Source organism: Pseudoalteromonas sp. XMcav11-Q (assembly GCF_040104525.1).
In the GTDB taxonomy this organism is placed as follows: Bacteria; Pseudomonadota; Gammaproteobacteria; order Enterobacterales; family Alteromonadaceae; genus Pseudoalteromonas.
This window is the reverse complement of the sequence record NZ_JBECOX010000005.1, coordinates 301385-318294: the sequence shown is the minus strand read 5'-3', so window position 1 is coordinate 318294 and position 16910 is coordinate 301385. Positions and strand designations below refer to the sequence as shown.

At 47.1% G+C, this 16910-nt stretch carries 8 protein-coding genes; all 8 read right to left on the bottom strand.

What is annotated here, in order from left to right; translation table 11 throughout:
* The 8 genes from ABMY45_RS10790 to ABMY45_RS10755 are packed head-to-tail and all read right to left on the bottom strand — an operon-like array spanning position 1 to position 16910.
* The gene (locus ABMY45_RS10790) at positions 1-7860 is read right to left on the bottom strand and encodes an amino acid adenylation domain-containing protein (RefSeq protein WP_349288874.1); all 7860 of its coding nucleotides are present in this window, start codon (positions 7858-7860) and stop codon (positions 1-3) included.
* A gap of 3 nt (positions 7861-7863) precedes the next feature.
* A complete protein-coding gene (locus ABMY45_RS10785) occupies positions 7864-12417 on the bottom strand; it encodes an amino acid adenylation domain-containing protein (RefSeq protein WP_349288873.1) in 4554 nt (1517 codons plus the stop codon).
* A gap of 23 nt (positions 12418-12440) precedes the next feature.
* On the bottom strand, positions 12441-13196 hold the full coding sequence (locus tag ABMY45_RS10780; RefSeq protein ID WP_102056427.1) for an alpha/beta fold hydrolase: 756 nt from the start codon (positions 13194-13196) through the stop codon (positions 12441-12443).
* Complete coding sequence (locus tag ABMY45_RS10775; protein WP_349288872.1) at positions 13193-13900, bottom strand: hypothetical protein; 708 nt, start codon at positions 13898-13900, stop codon at positions 13193-13195. Before ABMY45_RS10775 ends, ABMY45_RS10780 begins: the two co-directional genes overlap by 4 nt.
* The gene (locus tag ABMY45_RS10770) at positions 13897-14628 is read right to left on the bottom strand and encodes an SDR family oxidoreductase (protein WP_010606256.1); all 732 of its coding nucleotides are present in this window, start codon (positions 14626-14628) and stop codon (positions 13897-13899) included. The genes ABMY45_RS10775 and ABMY45_RS10770 overlap by 4 nt, the downstream gene beginning before the upstream one ends.
* An 11-nt stretch (positions 14629-14639) precedes the next feature.
* Positions 14640-15038, bottom strand: coding sequence for a 3-hydroxyacyl-ACP dehydratase FabZ (gene fabZ, locus ABMY45_RS10765; RefSeq protein ID WP_010369411.1), 399 nt, complete (start codon positions 15036-15038; stop codon positions 14640-14642).
* The gene (locus ABMY45_RS10760; RefSeq protein ID WP_010369409.1) at positions 15035-16150 is read right to left on the bottom strand and encodes an ABC transporter permease; all 1116 of its coding nucleotides are present in this window, start codon (positions 16148-16150) and stop codon (positions 15035-15037) included. Before ABMY45_RS10760 ends, fabZ begins: the two co-directional genes overlap by 4 nt.
* On the bottom strand, positions 16143-16910 hold the full coding sequence (locus ABMY45_RS10755; protein ID WP_010369407.1) for an ABC transporter ATP-binding protein: 768 nt from the start codon (positions 16908-16910) through the stop codon (positions 16143-16145). Before ABMY45_RS10755 ends, ABMY45_RS10760 begins: the two co-directional genes overlap by 8 nt.

The window sequence follows — 16910 nt, the reverse complement described above, 5'->3', positions numbered from 1 at the left end:
TTAAATCCTCATGCTATTAGTTTGTTCTTGTTGTGATCCGGAGTCTGCTTTAATTTCGATATCCACGCTCAGCGTCTCTAAGTTGTCGACGATTGCGGCAATATGGGTATGTTCAAACAAGGCTGAAATTGGGATGTTTAAATCCAGTGCTTTATTACATGCATTCATCAACCGGATAGCCGAGATAGAGTCCCCCCCGATACTGAAGAAATTATCTTCAATGCCCACTTGTTCAAGGCCAAGTACCTGCTGCCAAATCTCACAAAGCTGGGTCTCTAAGGCATTACGCGGTGCCACATAGAGGTTGTCGGCTTGAAGCTCCGGCGCGGGGAGTGCCTTACGGTCAAGTTTACCGTTACCCGTGAGTGGAATATGCTCGATTAGGGTAAAGTGACTGGGTACCATATACTCAGGTAAAGCAGCACTTAGGGCGAGCTTTAATTCGGTAATTTCAAGGTCAGGCTCTGTGACAAGATAAGCGGCTAATGCTTTACCTTGCGGTGCAGGCACATCAATCACTACAGCGTTTTGTACGCCTTGCTGGTCGACAATAGCAGCGGCAATCTCGCCTAGTTCGACACGATAACCACGAATTTTCACCTGCTCATCGTTACGACCGAGATACACCAAGTCGCCGTTGTCTAGGAAGCGGGCAAGGTCACCGGTTTTGTACAGCTTGCTATGGGCGGGGTCGTGACTAAATGGATTATCAATAAAGCGCTCAGCATTGAGTTCAGGGCGGTTTAAGTAACCCCGGGCAACCCCAAGGCCTGAAATATATAACTCACCCGGCGCACCAATGGGCATGGGCTGCAGCGACTCAGACAACACATGAAGATTAACGTTAGGGTAGGCTTTACCTATGCCTTGATGAAGGCGAGGATAGGCCTGCGCGAGCATCGCACCGACTGTGGCTTCCGTTGGGCCATATTCATCGAAAATAGCGTTCACATGGCCGCTTAACGCATCAATGGCCTGCTCAGTCAGCGCTTCACCACCGAGCATTAGGGCATCAACTTGTGCATCGCTGCCAGGCAATAGCGCCATGGCAAGACTCGGTGTGGTTTTCACAAAGCCAACGTTCGCGGCATTTAGGTGAGCTCTAAAAGCGGCGGCATCAAGAATATCGCCTTCATAGACACATACCGTTTGTCCAGCAAGGAGCGGGCATAAGGTGGTCGTCACCGACAGGTCAAAACAGTAGTTAGAAGAAAAGTCGATATTACGATACTTGTCACCTAACTGGCGGGTTATGGCGTGAAGATAGTAAAGCACATTGTGCTGAGTGAGCATCACGCCTTTTGGTTGCCCGGTTGTTCCTGAGGTGTAGATGATATAAGCCAAGTTAGCCAACGCGGTTGGGCGCACTGGGTTCTCGTGCTCCACCGCCAGCGCACGGGTGTTTACGCCGAGCGCCTTCACGCCGAGCGCCGCCGCTTTTTCAAGCACAGGGTTAAGTGATGGCAAGTGGCTTTCCTGGGTTAGCACTAAGTCGGTGTTGGTGTCGGTTAAAATAAATTCAACCCGAGCTTCTGGATAATCTGGTGAAACAGGCACATAGGCACCACCGGCTTTGAGCACGGCCAAAATAGCAATAAGCATCTCGCTACTGCGAGAAAAGTAGAGGGCGATAGGGGTATCGGCAGGCAATAGGCCAGCTTGGGTTTTGGGGTGCTGAGCGATGATTTGCTGTGCAAGGGCATTGGCTTTACCGTTCACTTCGGCATAAGACAGCGTTTCACCGCTGCTGGTTAACATGGCCGTCTGCTCAGGGGTGTTAGTGGCATGCTGCTCTACTAAGCTTGCCAGATCTTTGTCGGTGGCAAACGACTCGGCGTTGTTGTGCCATTGGCTAAGCGTTGTCTGCATTTGGTTATTGACCAAGCTAATGCTTTGATGGCTTTGTGTCAGTCGCTCCCCAAGCTGAACCAAAATAGCTTGTACTTGGTCAAGGATCCACTCTGCCCGCGCGGTACTAAGCCATTCTCCGTTGTAATGCATCACAAAGTCTAAGCGGTCTTGTTCGCTTTGGGCCACCACAGAAAGCGGATAGTCGCCTTTTTCTATTGATTCTCTGAACTTCCAACTGCCGGTATTTTCTGGAGTCGGGTAGTTTTCAAATACAAATAGGGTATGGAACAAGCGTTGACCATCACGTTGCAGTTTTGACAAGCTCATGTCGCTGTGGCTATTGAGTGCAGCTACGCCTTTTTGAATGGCTTTGAGGATGTTATTACAGCTTGCTTCTGCATGCCAATTCACCACTAAAGGTAAGGTGTTGATGAACAAACCGACCGCTTGTTCAATCCCATTGACTGGAATTTCACGACCGGAAACTGTGCTACCAACAATCGTTTGGCTATCACCAGAATAGGTTTGCAGTAACTTATGCCAAGCAAATTGCAATGCAACGTTGAGGGTTACTCCAGCTTGTTGACAAGTATGTTGTAGCGACCTAAACGCCTCGCCTTGAAGGCTAAATTGTACCGATTGCACTTGCTCAACGATTCGACTTTGCGACAAGTCATACTGACCACCAAGCAACAAGTTAATATCGTTTGCGGTGTTAAATTCGGCTTGTTGCTGCTGCCAGTAAGCCTGAGTTTGCTTGGCATTTTTAAGGTAATAAGCTTGCGCTTCTAAATAGGTTTGCTGCGCTTGCACCTCTGGTGTTTTCCCAGCACAAAGCTGGCGATAATATCCCGCGACAGCTTGCAGCATTAACGGTCCACTCCAGCCATCATTAATGGCATGGTGCTCGGTTTTGATAAGTGTGTAGAGGTTTTCACTGCGCTTAAATAAGGTGAAGCGAATTAGCCCCGGTTGACTTAGGTCAAACGGAACTTGTCGATCTTCGGCTTGCGCTTTGCTGATGGCTTGCTGTTGGCCGTGCTCGTCAAGGGATGATAGATCTACTATGGTGAAGTGACTGTCATCAATACTGGCGTCGCGACACACCACTTGGAGTAGACATTCTTGCCAATCAAAAGCGGTGCGTAGAATAGGGAAGCGAAGCGACGCTAAACGCCAGGCATGAATAAAGTGTTCAACCTCTAGCGCTTGTTCAATATCCATGACCAATTGCACTCGGTAGGCATCATCCGTTGGGAAGTTAACAGCATGATAGATAAAGCCTTGTTGCAAGCTATTTGCTGGGTAAAGTGCTTCGATATTATAGTGCTTGCTCAGCGCTTGATAATGCCCATAAGACAAGTCGCTTAACCCCAAATCGCTAGGGGTTTGCTGCGGTGTTTGTACGGCTAGTTCGCAGCTTGCATTAATGACCTGATGAAGCGCCATTTCAAAGTGCTCAACAAATGCCAGCGACTGTGATTGGTTCAACCTCGAAACCACATCAAAGTGAAGCTTGTCACCGCGAACTGCGCCATTGATGTTGAGTAGCAGTGCATTGTCAGCCTGAGCGTTTGCCGCAGTCATCACATAGCCTGCTTGAGTATCATCCAGCTGCCAGTCTCGGCTTTGCTGTTGTTGCTGATTCAATTGACCTAGGTAGTTAAAGCTCACCTGAGGGCGAATTGCGCTGACTTTGTCTGCTTGCACAAAAGCGCCATAGCCCACGCCTTTGTCCGGAATGTGGCACAGCATTTCTTTGGTGTTTGCGATGGTTGCAATAACGTCGTCGTGGTGTTCAAGGCGCACAGGATACATACTGGTAAACCAGCCTAAAGTTTGCGACACATCCAAGCGCGGATCTATATTTTCACGACCATGACCTTCAAGTTGAATATGATTAACGGTACTGTCAAAAGTGCTGTGTAGGGCAATATTGAGTGCCGCCAAAAGCAAGTCGTTAATGTCAGTATTCAAACCAAGATTGGCATCTCGTAGCAATTTAGCGGTCGTTTCTTGCTCAAACGTGATGCTGTATTGTGATTGTGCTGAGTAAGTGGGTTGGCTAGTAAAGCCTTTTTGTACCTGCTGCCAATAGTACGCTTGCTCAGGGTGAGCCGAAGGGTAGGTGGCAATGGCATCCACCCACTGACGATAGCTGGTAAGCTTGTCTGTTAGTGCTTCACCATTTAATAGGGTTTGTAAGTCTTGGCTTAACACCCGCCACGATACCACATCAATAATGGCATGATGGAAGGCAAAGAATACCTGACTGCCCTCGGCCGTTTTCACCAACGCTGCCTGCCACAGGGGGCCATTGAATAAATCAAATTGGCTTTGTAGTTTGGTCAATTCGTTAAATAACGCGTCTTTACTCAGAGCCGTTGCATCAAGTAATGGGACTTCAAGCTCTATTGCCGCTTGGTACGCTTGTTTTACCCCGTTGCTGGTCTGAACAAAGTGACAACGTAGCATGTCATGATGCTCGCTCAGCGCTTGAATAGCTTGAGTCAGCCCCGGGTGTTCAATGTGTTCAGGTAAGTTAAGGGTAAATGCTTGGTTCCAATGGTGTGGATTTGGTAGCCCTAAATCGAAAAACCACTGTTGGATAGGCAGTAGTGCAAACTCACCACTTAACCTACCTTGCTCCGTGATAAGTTCAATGGTTTCAGTGCTAACGTGTTGAATTAAATAGGCCTGCGCTGCCACGCTTGGGGCGTCAATGATGTCTTTAACCTGAAGGTTAAAACCAGCTTTACGCAGCGCAGACACAAGTTGAATACTGACAATAGAATCGCCACCGACTTTGAAAAAGTCATCATTAACGCCCACTTGTTCTAGGCCCAATACTGACTGCCAAATACCACACAATTGTTTTTCTAATTCGCTGCTCGGGGCTTGATAGTTGTCTTCATCCACAACGGTTGGAATAGGCAATTGCTTGTGATCCAGCTTACCATTGTTGTTAAACGGTAACGCCGACATCACTTCAAAGTAGCTTGGGATCATATAGCTAGGTAAAACCTGAGCCAGTTCCTGTTTTACTGCGTTTGGGTCTAACTCGCCGTGCTCTGGCACCACGTATGCGGCAAGTTGCTTGTTGCCCGCTTGTTCGAATACCACCACAGCGGCGACTTTCACTTGCGCCAATTCGTTGAGTTGAGCTTCTATTTCAGCAAGCTCAATCCTGAACCCGCGGATCTTCACTTGGTGATCGTTACGACCTAAAAACTCTAGTATGCCAGACTCGGACCAACGTCCTAAGTCTCCCGTTTTATACAGTTTATCTAGCCCGAGTTGTTTGGCCTTTGCGCTTGCAAACGGGTTATCGATAAAGCGCGCAGCACTCATTTCTGGTTTATTAAGGTAGCCACAGGCAAGTCCGGCACCCGCTATAAATATCTCGCCTGTCGCGCCGTATGGCACTGGATTAAGATGTTTATCAAGCAATAATACTTGGCGATGATTAATGGCTTGGCCGATGGGCACCGGGCCATCAATATTGGCACATGGATAGAAAGTGGTAAATGTCGTGCTTTCAGTTGGGCCATATGCGTTTATCACCAACTCTGGTCGCGTATCTCTGGCGAGAATGCGTTTAACTATGCTTGGAGTGACTGCCTCACCGCCTGTTAGTACGCAGCGGACATCGTCATAAATATCAGATTGTTGTAAATACAGCGAATCAAACAGTGTGCGCGTTAGCCAAAGTACACTAACACCGTGTTGTTTAATTAACCTTGATAGGCTGTCAGGATCCGCGCCTTGTTGCGCACTTGCTACAACCAATTTGCAGCCGTTTATCAGTGGTGTCCAAATTTCAAACGTTGCGGCGTCAAAATTTGGATTAGATAGGTGAATAAACACGTCGTTTTCTGACGTGTTTATTAAATCAGTATCTTGTACCAAAGAAACAACGCCACGGTGTGGAACGACCACGCCTTTTGGCTCACCTGTCGTACCGGATGTATAGATCACATAGGCTTCGGTTTGCGCATGTGCGCCTGATAGTACGGGCGCTGCATCAGACAAAGACAAGCTATCTAAGCAGGTAATTTGCGGCTCTGCATCACAACTTACAACGAGTGTTTCGATACGCGGGCGCAGCTCGCTTTGTGTTAAAATCAAACCAAGTTGCGTGTCGTTGAGCATATACTCTATGCGCTGATCTGGATAATCAGGGTTAAGCGGTACATAAGCACAACCCGCTTTTAGGATAGCCAGTTTTGCGATTACCATTGCAATAGAGCGTTCACAGAAAAGCCCAACAAAGCGATGGCTGCCAACGTCCACATGATCTTTAATGTAGGCGGCAAGATTATTCGCGCTTTGTTCTAATTCTTGATAGGTCAGCTGCATTTCGCCTTCAACCAGCGCTATTCGAGTTGGCGTTTTTTGTACTTGCTGAGCAACCAATTCATGGATAGTAGAGTGCAAATAATCCGCATGCTCATCTACCTCAACCATTGGTGCTCGCTCATCATTACTTAACAAAGAAATTTGGCTATGCGGCTGGTTCTCATCAGCAATAATGGCATCTAACACCAATGTCATTTGGGTGAGCAATCGCTGTGCTTTGCTTGGTGCCAGCATGGTTTCGCAGAAGCTCAACTTAAGTAGCAAGATATCTTGTTGTTCAACAATGCTGATGGTGAGCGGATAGTCTACTTTTTCAATCATCTTATCGAACGACCATTCGAGTACGTCTTGTCCCGCTGGCGTCGGATAGTTTTCAAATACAAATAGACTGTTGAACAGGCGAGTATTCGGCTCTTGTAGTTGCGACAGTGAAACACTGCTGTTGCCGTTAAGTTCTGCAATTTTTTCTTTCAGCGCTGTAAGCTGGGTGCGAATACTGGCCGTTTCTTGCCAATCAAGGGAAAGAGGTAGAGTATTGATATATAAACCAACACTGGCATGGATCCCGTCAATGGGTAGTTCACGACCCGAGACCGTTGTGCCTACTATGGTTTGCTCAGCGTCGCAGTAATATTGCAGTACTTTATGCCAAGCAAATTGCATTAAGACGTTCAGCGTTAGTCCGTGTTGTTTAGCAAATGCTTTGAGCTGTTGATGGCGCTCTGAAGAGAGCTTTAATTCGCTCGCCGCTGCTTTTTGGATCTGTGACGAGCCAGATTGGTCAATATTTTTACTCAATAAGCGGTTGATATCATTGGGCTCACCAAATTGTGCTTTTTGGGTTTGCCAATAGCTATCGCTAGATTTTTGATTTTGCTGATAGCGTGCTTGTGTTTGTAGGTAAGCCGTTTCTTCTTCAACAATGACCGGCTCGCCTTTGGTTAGTTTGGCGTAGTTTTGATGCACGGTTTGCAGCATCACCGGAAAGCTCCAACCATCGCTGATGCTGTGGTGTTCTGCTTTAATTAGGGTGTAATGTGCATCGGCGCGTTTAACAATAGCAAAACGCATTAATCCCGGCTGAGTCAAATCGAAAGGCGTATTACGGTCGTCGTGAATGAGCTTATCGATACGTGTCTGTTGTTCAATGTGGTCTAACGTGCTGAAGTCGTGAAAACTGAAGTGATTTGGGGTAAATCCGGCCCCTCCTTTGATCACTTGGATGATTTCATTTTCCCAGTTGAACGCGGTACGTAGCGCAGGGTAACGCATTGATGCCAAGATCCAAGCCTGTTGGTAAGCATCGACATCGAGTGCTTGATGGTAATCGATGACTAACTGAACGCGGTAAGCATCGTCATTTGGTTGGGCAAGGTGATGATAAACAAAACCTTTTTGCATACTGTTAGCATCAAAGATGGCACGGATCTCAGATGCCTTTTTATGCTCAGTCGCTAGTAACTGTTCAAAGTCTTGTTCGGAAAAAACTTGCTGCGATACAAGGTAATCTAATAATGCGGCTTTATTTGCTTTGAGGTAATCAACCCATTGTTGGCTGAGTCCTTGCTCACCATGGACAATTTTAAGTTTGTCTCCATTGGCCCAAAGCGCAATGTTATCCTTTGCAAGTGATTGGCATAAATTCAACATGGTTTAAATCTCTAATTCTTGTGTTTTTTCAGACTGAGTCGTGGTTTGTTCTAGTTGTGTTTCACTTAACTGGGATTGCAGTGCAGCTAGTTGCTCCTGAGAAAGCGAGCCCGCGCCAAAGTCGCTAGGGGTGCTTACACCGCCGCGCTTTTTCGCCTCGAGCGCTGTATCCAATACATCATGCAGCGCTTGTGTTAAGTGAGTAGCGAAGGCATCGGTAAGATTGCCATCTAGTAATGAATCCACTTTGATCCTAAGTTGCTCGCCCTGAACCAGCGCATTGATATCGAGGATCAGATCCGAGCCGTTTTGTGCAGAACTTGTCTCGGTTTGCAGTTGGTTGTCTATTTGCCAAAGCGCATCGCTTTGCCCACCCATTTGGCCCAAGTAGTTAAAGCTGATACTTGGCAACGTTAAGCTGGTGTCTTGCAGTTGTGCACTACCAAAACCAAGACCTTTATTCGGGATCTGGCGTAGCGCTTCTTTGGCATCAATAATGGTGTCGCTTAGTGTCGCTTGTTGAGTCAGGCGTAGCGGGTACAAACAAGTGAACCAGCCAATTGTTTGGTTGATATCAGCATCATCACGCCACATTTCACGACCATGACTTTCCAACGTGATAGCATGCTGAGTTTGCTTAAAGGTTTTACTCAATGCTTGGCACAAAGCAGCCAGTAGTAACTCTTCACCTTGCGTATTGAAGCCTGCATTCGCGTCACGTATTAAGCGGGCCGTGGTGTGCGCGTCTAGCTCTAACCAAGCGGTTGACGGTGTTGCAGCCATGCTTGGCGGATAGCTTGGCAAGTTGGTTGCTAAACGCTGCCAAAATGCCATTTCCTGCGGGTGTGCTGCCGGGTACGCTTGCATCATTTCTACCCACTGTCGATAGCTGGTACGTTTACTCAGCAACTCTCCTTGTGCTAAAAGGGTTTGCAGATCTTGCGCGATGATCCGCCAAGAAACCGCATCGATGATTAAGTGGTGAAGTGCAAAGTGAAGCAGGTCGTAGTCTTCGCAAAACGCTTCGATATGTGTAACTTGCCAAAGTGGGCCATTACAAATATCGAACTGGCTTTGTCGCGCGTTGAGTTCTGCTTGTACATCGTGTGACTTGCCGTTAAGGACGTTGAGTGGCGCCATGGTACTCACATCGTTATATTCTTGCGTAATATGGCCTTCAAATTCCATAAAGGTTGTGCGCAACATATCATGTTGATCACTTAAACTGTGTAGCGCCTCTTGTAATTGAATTTGGCTAAGGCCGCTTGGGATCCTGATTGCAAATGCCTGATTCCAATGATTCTCCTCCGGTAGTGCTTTATTGAAAAACCATTGTTGAATTGGCAGTAGATCAAAGCGTCCGCTCAGCAGGCCTTGCTCCTGTGTTATCTCTCGTTGATTCGCTTGTACGCTAGCAATACGCTGACTTAACGCCGCTGCAGTTGGACAATCAAAGATATCTTTTACTTGCAGTTCAATGCCTTGCTTTCTGAGCAAAGCAACGAGTTGAATCGTGAGAATAGAATCACCACCGATAGCAAAGAAATCATCTTTGGTGCTCACTTGCTCAACACCAAGCAAAGTTTTAAATGCTTCACACAGTTGCGCTTCCGTTTCGTCTTGCGGCGCCACATATTCGCTTTGGCTTACCAGTTCAGGCTCTGGCAACGCTTTACGGTCTAATTTACCGTTGCCAGTCAAAGGTATTTCCGCAAGCTCAGTCCACGTTTTTGGCTGCATATAACTGGGTAGCGCTTGACTCACATGGGCTTTCACTTGGGCAGTTTGGCCGTAATGTTGTGGCTTAAACTTGATATAAGCGGCTAGGTAGGGAACCCTTTGTAGGGTACGGTCGATAACCACCGCTTGGGCAACTTCTGGCAATTGGTTGATCACGCTTTCGATTTCACCCAGTTCAATACGGTAGCCACGGATCTTCACCTGATTATCGTTACGACCGATATACTCCAACTCACCATCCGGCAGGCGTCTTGCCAAGTCACCGGTTTTATACAGTCTGGCTCGTCCTTGTTGAATATCTTGTTCGCTTGCGTACGGGCTGCTAATAAAGCGTTCTTGACTGAGCGCTTCGCGGTTTAAATAACCACGAGCAAGACCTGCACCGCCAATATATAACTCACCGCAGGCACCGGGTTCGACCAACTGCAATTTGGAATTTAGTACGTACGCTTTCATATCTAATATGGGTCTACCGATATGAGAGGCTTTAGAACTTGATTGTTGCGTGAGTGCTTTATAGGTGACATGCACCGTGGTTTCAGTGATCCCATACATGTTGACCAATAGCGGCTGTTCATCGCCGTAGCAGTTCCACCAAGGGTTGAGCATTTCGGGGTTGAGTTTGTCACCACCGAAAATCACATACCTCAGTTTGTCAAAATTCAATTTTGCGCTTAGTGCCGCTGCACTAAATTCATAGAATGCGGCAGGAGTCTGATTAAGCACAGTCACTTGATTGTCTGAACAGTAGTCTGCAAAGGCCTCAAAATCGCGGATCAGGCTGTTGTCAGGAATACAGAGTTTACCGCCATAAAGTAGGGCGCCCCACATTTCCCATACACTAAAGTCAAAAGTATAGGCATGGTAAAGCACCCAAGTATCGTGATGGTCAAAGCCATAATCTTGCTCCGTCGCCGTGAACAATCGAGCGACGTTTTCATGAGTTTGCATCACGCCTTTTGGTTGGCCAGTCGTACCTGAGGTATAAATGATGTATACCAAGTCCTGCGGTGATTGGCTGATGACAGGGGCTGTGTCGCTTTGTTGCTGGGCATTGAGTGGTGTAACTAATGGGCAAGCCACCTCCGCTAAACGGCATTTGTCTTTTGCGGCGGCATACTCTTGCTCGTCGACAATCAACAGGCTTGGGTTGGTATCACTTAGAATAAAGGTTGTTCGCTCGCTGGCATGGTCGGGAGACAGCGGCACATAAGCCGCACCCGCTTTAGTGACAGCAAGAATTGCAATCAGCATCTCGATAGAAGGCTGCATGTACAGCGCAATTAACGTATCGGCAGTGAGGGGTTGTTGATACTGAGACTGATATTGCTCCCGTAAATGCAAGGCAAGGGCGTTGGCTCTGGCGTTAAGGGTTTTATAATCGATAGATTGTGTTTGGGTTTGTAGCGCGATTTGATCTGGGTGCTTACTTACCGCTTGTTCAAACCAGTGATTTAAAGTGGTGTCGGAAAAGAACGTTTCATTATCTTGATTGCTGCGCGCCAAGATCAGCTTTTGCTCTTCTTCATCCAGTACAGGCAGCTCGGCGATATTAAGATCGCTAGAGTGGGTAAGTAATTCAATAAAGCGCGCCTGAATATCGGTGATCCGTGTCATTGCCACGCGAGAAAAGACAGACTTAGCGGCGACTACTTTACGACAAAGGCCACCTTCGGTTTCAAAATGCGTAAATTCGATATCAAATTGTGAAACACCAGGCTCAATGGATACCCCTTTGATAATGGTATCTCCCGCTGTGCCCAAAGCAAGTTCATACCCTTGGCGACCAATCATCAACGGGGTGATCCCTGGACGAATACCATTGCTTTTTAGCTTGGCTAAGTAGTTACAGGTGACATTAATATGCTTTGCAGCGTCTTTATTATTATTTCCTGAAAGCAGTAATTGGGTGAGCTGGTTACTGACTTCACTGATAAGCGATGCACCTGTGTACTGCTCAATATCGCAAATAGAAACCGTTTCAACGTCTGAGTAATGACCTAAGATCGCGCGTGTTTTACGGGTGCGGCGAGCCATCGGGATCCCTATGGTCAAATCGGTTTGCCCTGTGGTATGAAATAAAGTCAAAAAGACGCTGGCAAGCACGACGCTAAAACTCGTAACACCAGCTTGAGAGGCCACCTGTTTTACTTGTTTGAGTGCCTCTGGGTTTTCTTCACGAAACGCGATGCCGTCATAATGGTGCGCTAGTGCCTCAGTATTACTCTGGTAAAAATCGATAGGATAGAGTTCGCTCTGTTGTGAAGTTGCTGCACGCTCAGGCTTTTCTTCAAACATCACTTGATAATCAAGGGGGGCGAGATCAAGTTCAGAGTTATCAAGCACCGCTTCTACACATGCGAGTAAATCGCTCATTAGTACTTGCAATGCCCACTGGTCACAGTTGATATGATGTCCTTTGATGGTCAATAGCAACCGAGTTTCTGAGCTACAAGCGTAGAATTGAAAGGTCTCTTTAGTGATATCGATGGCTTGCTCAATTAAGGTTTTGGCGGTGACAGAGTCACTAAAAGCGGCAATCTCATCAGGCACGGCTAATAACTTAGGGGCACAGGCTAATAATTCGAGTTGTGGTTCGCCTTGAGCCTCATCAATACGACTCGATAAAACTGGGTGCCTTGCAAATAGCAACACCAAGGCTTGCTCTAGTGCCTCGGCTGTGAGCCCGCCGGTAAATTGTACCGCGCAAGCGATGTTATATACTGGATTTGCCAAATCAAGCTGTTGGGCTTGCCATACGTGAAGTTGCCTCGTTGTCAGTGACTTGAAATTGGCGGAATTGGACTGTGAGTTCATTGCGTGATCCTTGTTTTTTCGCCTTAACACAACGGCTTTTGCCAGTTTGCTTTTTGGTATTTTGTTTGCTGCAAGCGTGCTAGGTGTCGCGCTACTGCGGCGACAATCACCTCACACGCCAGCGTTGGGCGTTGCTGTAAATACATATGACCGCCATCGACATGATGGTATTGAAAATAGTTCTCGCAGTACTCAGACCAAGCTTGGTGTGACTCAGGCTTAACCAAGTGATCTTGTGTGGCGAGGATCAGTTCGACCGGCATCGTTAACGTAATGTCAGTACTGACGGGTTGCTCGGCTAACATAAAGTCGTCTTTAAACATGGCGGCCACAACCGCTTCTACGTCCTTCGTTAAACGATGTTTAGGCAGCATGTCGAGATGATATAAAGTCGTGAGCAAGTCCGAGTCAGTCAATTTTGAGTACTGGGTAGCCGAGGGAATACTTGGCGCGCGGCATCCAGATAGACAGAGTAAATCCGGTGTTGTCAGTGCGTGTTTAGCAAGATGATCGGCAAGCTTATAAGCCACCATCCCGCCAAGACTGTGACCAAAAAACACGCACAACCGCTCACTACGCGGCTGAAGTTGCGTGCTACTACTTAGGTGACTAAGTGCCTCATCCCAGTCCCGTAAAGATTGCATGCCTGCTTTAGTACCACGGCCCGGTAAGTCGATGCCGTGGAGTTGCCAATGCGCAGGTAAATGTTTGGCCCATTCCCTAAAAAACAAAGAAGAGCCACCTGCGTGATGGAAACAGTATAAGTCAACCGGCATCATAGCTTGAGCTCCAGCGTTGGTGTGAATGCGATGGATTGACCGGTGAGCATGGTGTTGGTTTTCATAAAGTTGACTAGGTATTCCACCAAGTCTTGATAGCTGTATACCGCAGGTCGTGCACCCAATACGCCTCCTTTTAGGTTGCGCTTTTGGATTCTTGCGGCTTTGCTATCGGTAGCCAGTAGCGGTAACACAAAACTGTTAACTGCCAGCTTGCTACCTTGATACTCGCGCGCGAGCGTCATCATCAACGCATTATGAGCGTGGTTACAGACACTGGCGGTGGCTTCTAATTCGTAATTTAAGGTGTCTGATTGAGTTAAAAAGACGAGGTTTCCACCACTTACTCTGAGGTTGTCCGCAATGACTCTGAGGACCGAAAATACGCTTTCTAGACGCGCAATCACTTGCTCGCCAACGGCAATGTCTTCGAGTAGATTGCTTTCATCAAGGCGATTGGCACAATGCAGTACCATCACTTCTTGCTGATTATTATAGAGTTCAAACCAATCTAGTAATGTATTGGTATTTAACTCCGAGAGGGGAGCGTTGAGGTGGATATGGCTCGCTTCTGGATTATGCTCGAGCACCTCAGCACTTGCATTGATAAGGAGTAACGGATGTTTTTGCGACAGCAAATGGGTAACGAAGTGGCTATCAAACTCACTTGTTGGATAAAGTAAAATAAATGCTTGAGCATTCATACCGCAAGCCCTCCATCCAAACGAAGCACATTTCCAGTTTGGTAGTTAGAGGCGCTAGAAGCGAGATATAGCGTGGCATCAGCAATCTCTTTGACGCTCCCAACACGACCTAGTGCGGTATGCTTAAGCACTGGGTTGATAATGCTTGCGGGGATATCATCAATCATATCAGTTGCAATAAACGTCGGAGCGAGTGCGTTACAGTAAACACCACAGTGACCATATTGCCGTGCAATAGTCCGAGTGAGGCCAATAATTGCGCCTTTTGAGGTCGCGTAGTTGGCTTGGCCTTCACGTCCGCTTATTCCACTTTGCGACACCATGTTGATGATCTTGCCTGCACCTTGCTTAGTCATGACTGGTAACACCGCTTGGCAACACAGCAATGTACCCTTGAAGTTGATATCTAACACGTTATGAAAAGCGTCGTACGACATCTGAGAGAACAAGCTATCATTCGTGATCCCAGCGTTATTCACTAACACATCAACCCGACCCGTGTCGCTTATCGCTTGGCGAATAGCGGAGTTGACGAACTCGCTGTCGGTAATATTGCCGCTTTGTTGAGTGAAACGAGCTTGATACTCAGGTTTGTGTAACTCCGCGATGGGGGTTTGTGTGCGACAAATACCGTATACTCGAGCACCACCTTGCAAAAAGGCGAGTGCGATGCCTTTGCCTATCCCTTTGGATACGCCAGTCACTACTACTGTCTTTCCAGTAAACACAACCAAGTTCCTTAATCCGTGTAAACAATCGTGAGTTCAGCTTTTGCAACCAACTCATCTTCAACGTGTGCTTGTGCTTTAAAGCGCGCCATCGCACCAAATTCAGTTTCTAGTTTTGCCGTTACTTTAATGATTTCGCCGGGGCGAACAGGGCGACTAAATTTGGCTTTTTCTATGGAAGACAGCATGCCTCCTTTGTGCGTGTTGTTGCAGCACAAGCCGCTGATCTGCGCCATGGTCTCAATGATTAACACACCCGGGAAAATAGGCTCATCCGGAAAATGTCCTTGGAGGCCTGGTTCGTTATGCGAGACAAACTTTAGTCCAACAATCATCTCTCCCGGTGAATGTTCGATTATCTTGTCTGCAAACTTAAATGGTGCCTTGTGCGGCAAGTTATCGGTGATCATGATTTTTCATCTCCCCAGTCAAAGCAGAAGTAAACGATGAGGAAAAACACCACGCTGGTGACGCCTAAAATAATCAGTTGACGACTTACCGCAGCCAGTTCAACGCCTTGGTTTGCGACTAAGCGCAGTGCATCCAAAAACGCAGTGGTTGGCAGTAACGAAACTATTTCTCGCAGTAGAGTGGGGAAGTTAGCGGTGTCGAAATAGATGCCCGATAAAAACATCAACGGAAAGTAAAGTAAGTTAGCTATCCCTGATGAGACTTCAACCCGTTGGCTACGGGCGCCGACTAACACGCCGAGCATACAGATACAAAATGAACCGAGTGCCATTACTGCAATGATATCCAGCACGTTTCCTTGCAGCGTGTAACCAAATAAAAAGTGAAATGCGACGAACAGAATCAGCATTTGGAACACCAGCAAGAATAAGCGTGCGAGCACGATCCCAATGATGTAATCACGGCGTTTGAAAGGAGAAAGGCGTAGACGTTTAAAAAAGCCGTTTTGTCTGTCCGACACTAAACTGTTGGCAATCGACACCAGTGCTAAACCAAGGACTTGTAACACGATGATCCCCGGGATCAACCAGTCAGTGTAACGATAACCTTTGACGCTAATGACATTGCTTCGCATCTCTTCGCCGTTAGCTTGCGCTTTAAGACGCAATAGATAGTTACGTGCCATTAACGACTCATCGGAGTTATGAGTAGAAAACATTGCATTGGGGGCAAGATAAACTTCAGGGCTCACCTCATTTTGCAGCTTACGTAGCACTGAGCCTGGTGAGCTGATCACTTCCGCCAGCTGAGCAGAAGCAAAGCTGTCTTCCAGCACAATTGAATCGGTTTGTGAGAGGCGGGTAACGGTAACGAGTGGATCTTCCTCCATCGCTTTAAGCCATTTCTGTTCAATTTGCTCGCCATGCATCACCACCACATTCATAGGAGACATTTTTGGTCCACCGGAGAAGGCTTGGATCAACAATAGGGCGATAAAAATAGGTAAACCGAATGTCCATAGCAATACCGCTTTATCACGGAAAAAAGGTCGAATATTGACCATCATTAATTGCCAAAATGGATATAACTTAGTTTGACTTAACTCAGGCATAACTTTCCCTCTCCATCGTGGAACCTGTGAGTTTCAAAAATACGTCGTTGAGTGTGGCTTTTCTGGGTTCTTTAATCACCGGAGTCTCAAAGGTGCGATTAATAATGTCGCTTGGCGCGCCTGACTCTATGATTTGACCTGAATTAATGATGGCTAAGTTGTCGCATAAGAACTCTGCCTCATCCATGTAGTGCGTCGTTAACATCACACAGGTACCAGCTTCTTTGAGATCTTTAATGATGTGCCAAAACTCCTGGCGACTCGTGGGGTCAAGTCCCGTAGTTGGCTCATCTAAAAACACCAACTTGGGCTGGCCAACCACTGCCATCGCCAAAAATACGCGTTGCTTTTGTCCACCGCTGAGTTCGCTTAGCCAAGCGTCCTTTTTCTCGCTTAAATTGAAGCGCTCAAGCAGCGTATCAATTGGCGTGTAGCTTGGGTAAAAGCTGGCAAATAGCTCGACGCACTCTTTTACTTTGAGTTTTTCGTAGAGGTTATTGTGTTGCATCACGCCACCCATAAGGCTGCGAAGTTTGGTTTCGTGTTGCTTCCAATTAAGACCGAATAACGTCACTTCACCTGACGTTGCACTACGCAAGCCCTGAAGTATTTCCAACGTCGTGGTTTTTCCGGCGCCATTGGGCCCAAGGAGTCCAAAACATTCGCCTTCGCTAACGCTAAAAGAGACGTCATCGACGGCAACTTTTCGTGTTCTTTTGTAGACCTTCCTTAAGTTCTTCACTTCGATCACGGTCGTCAT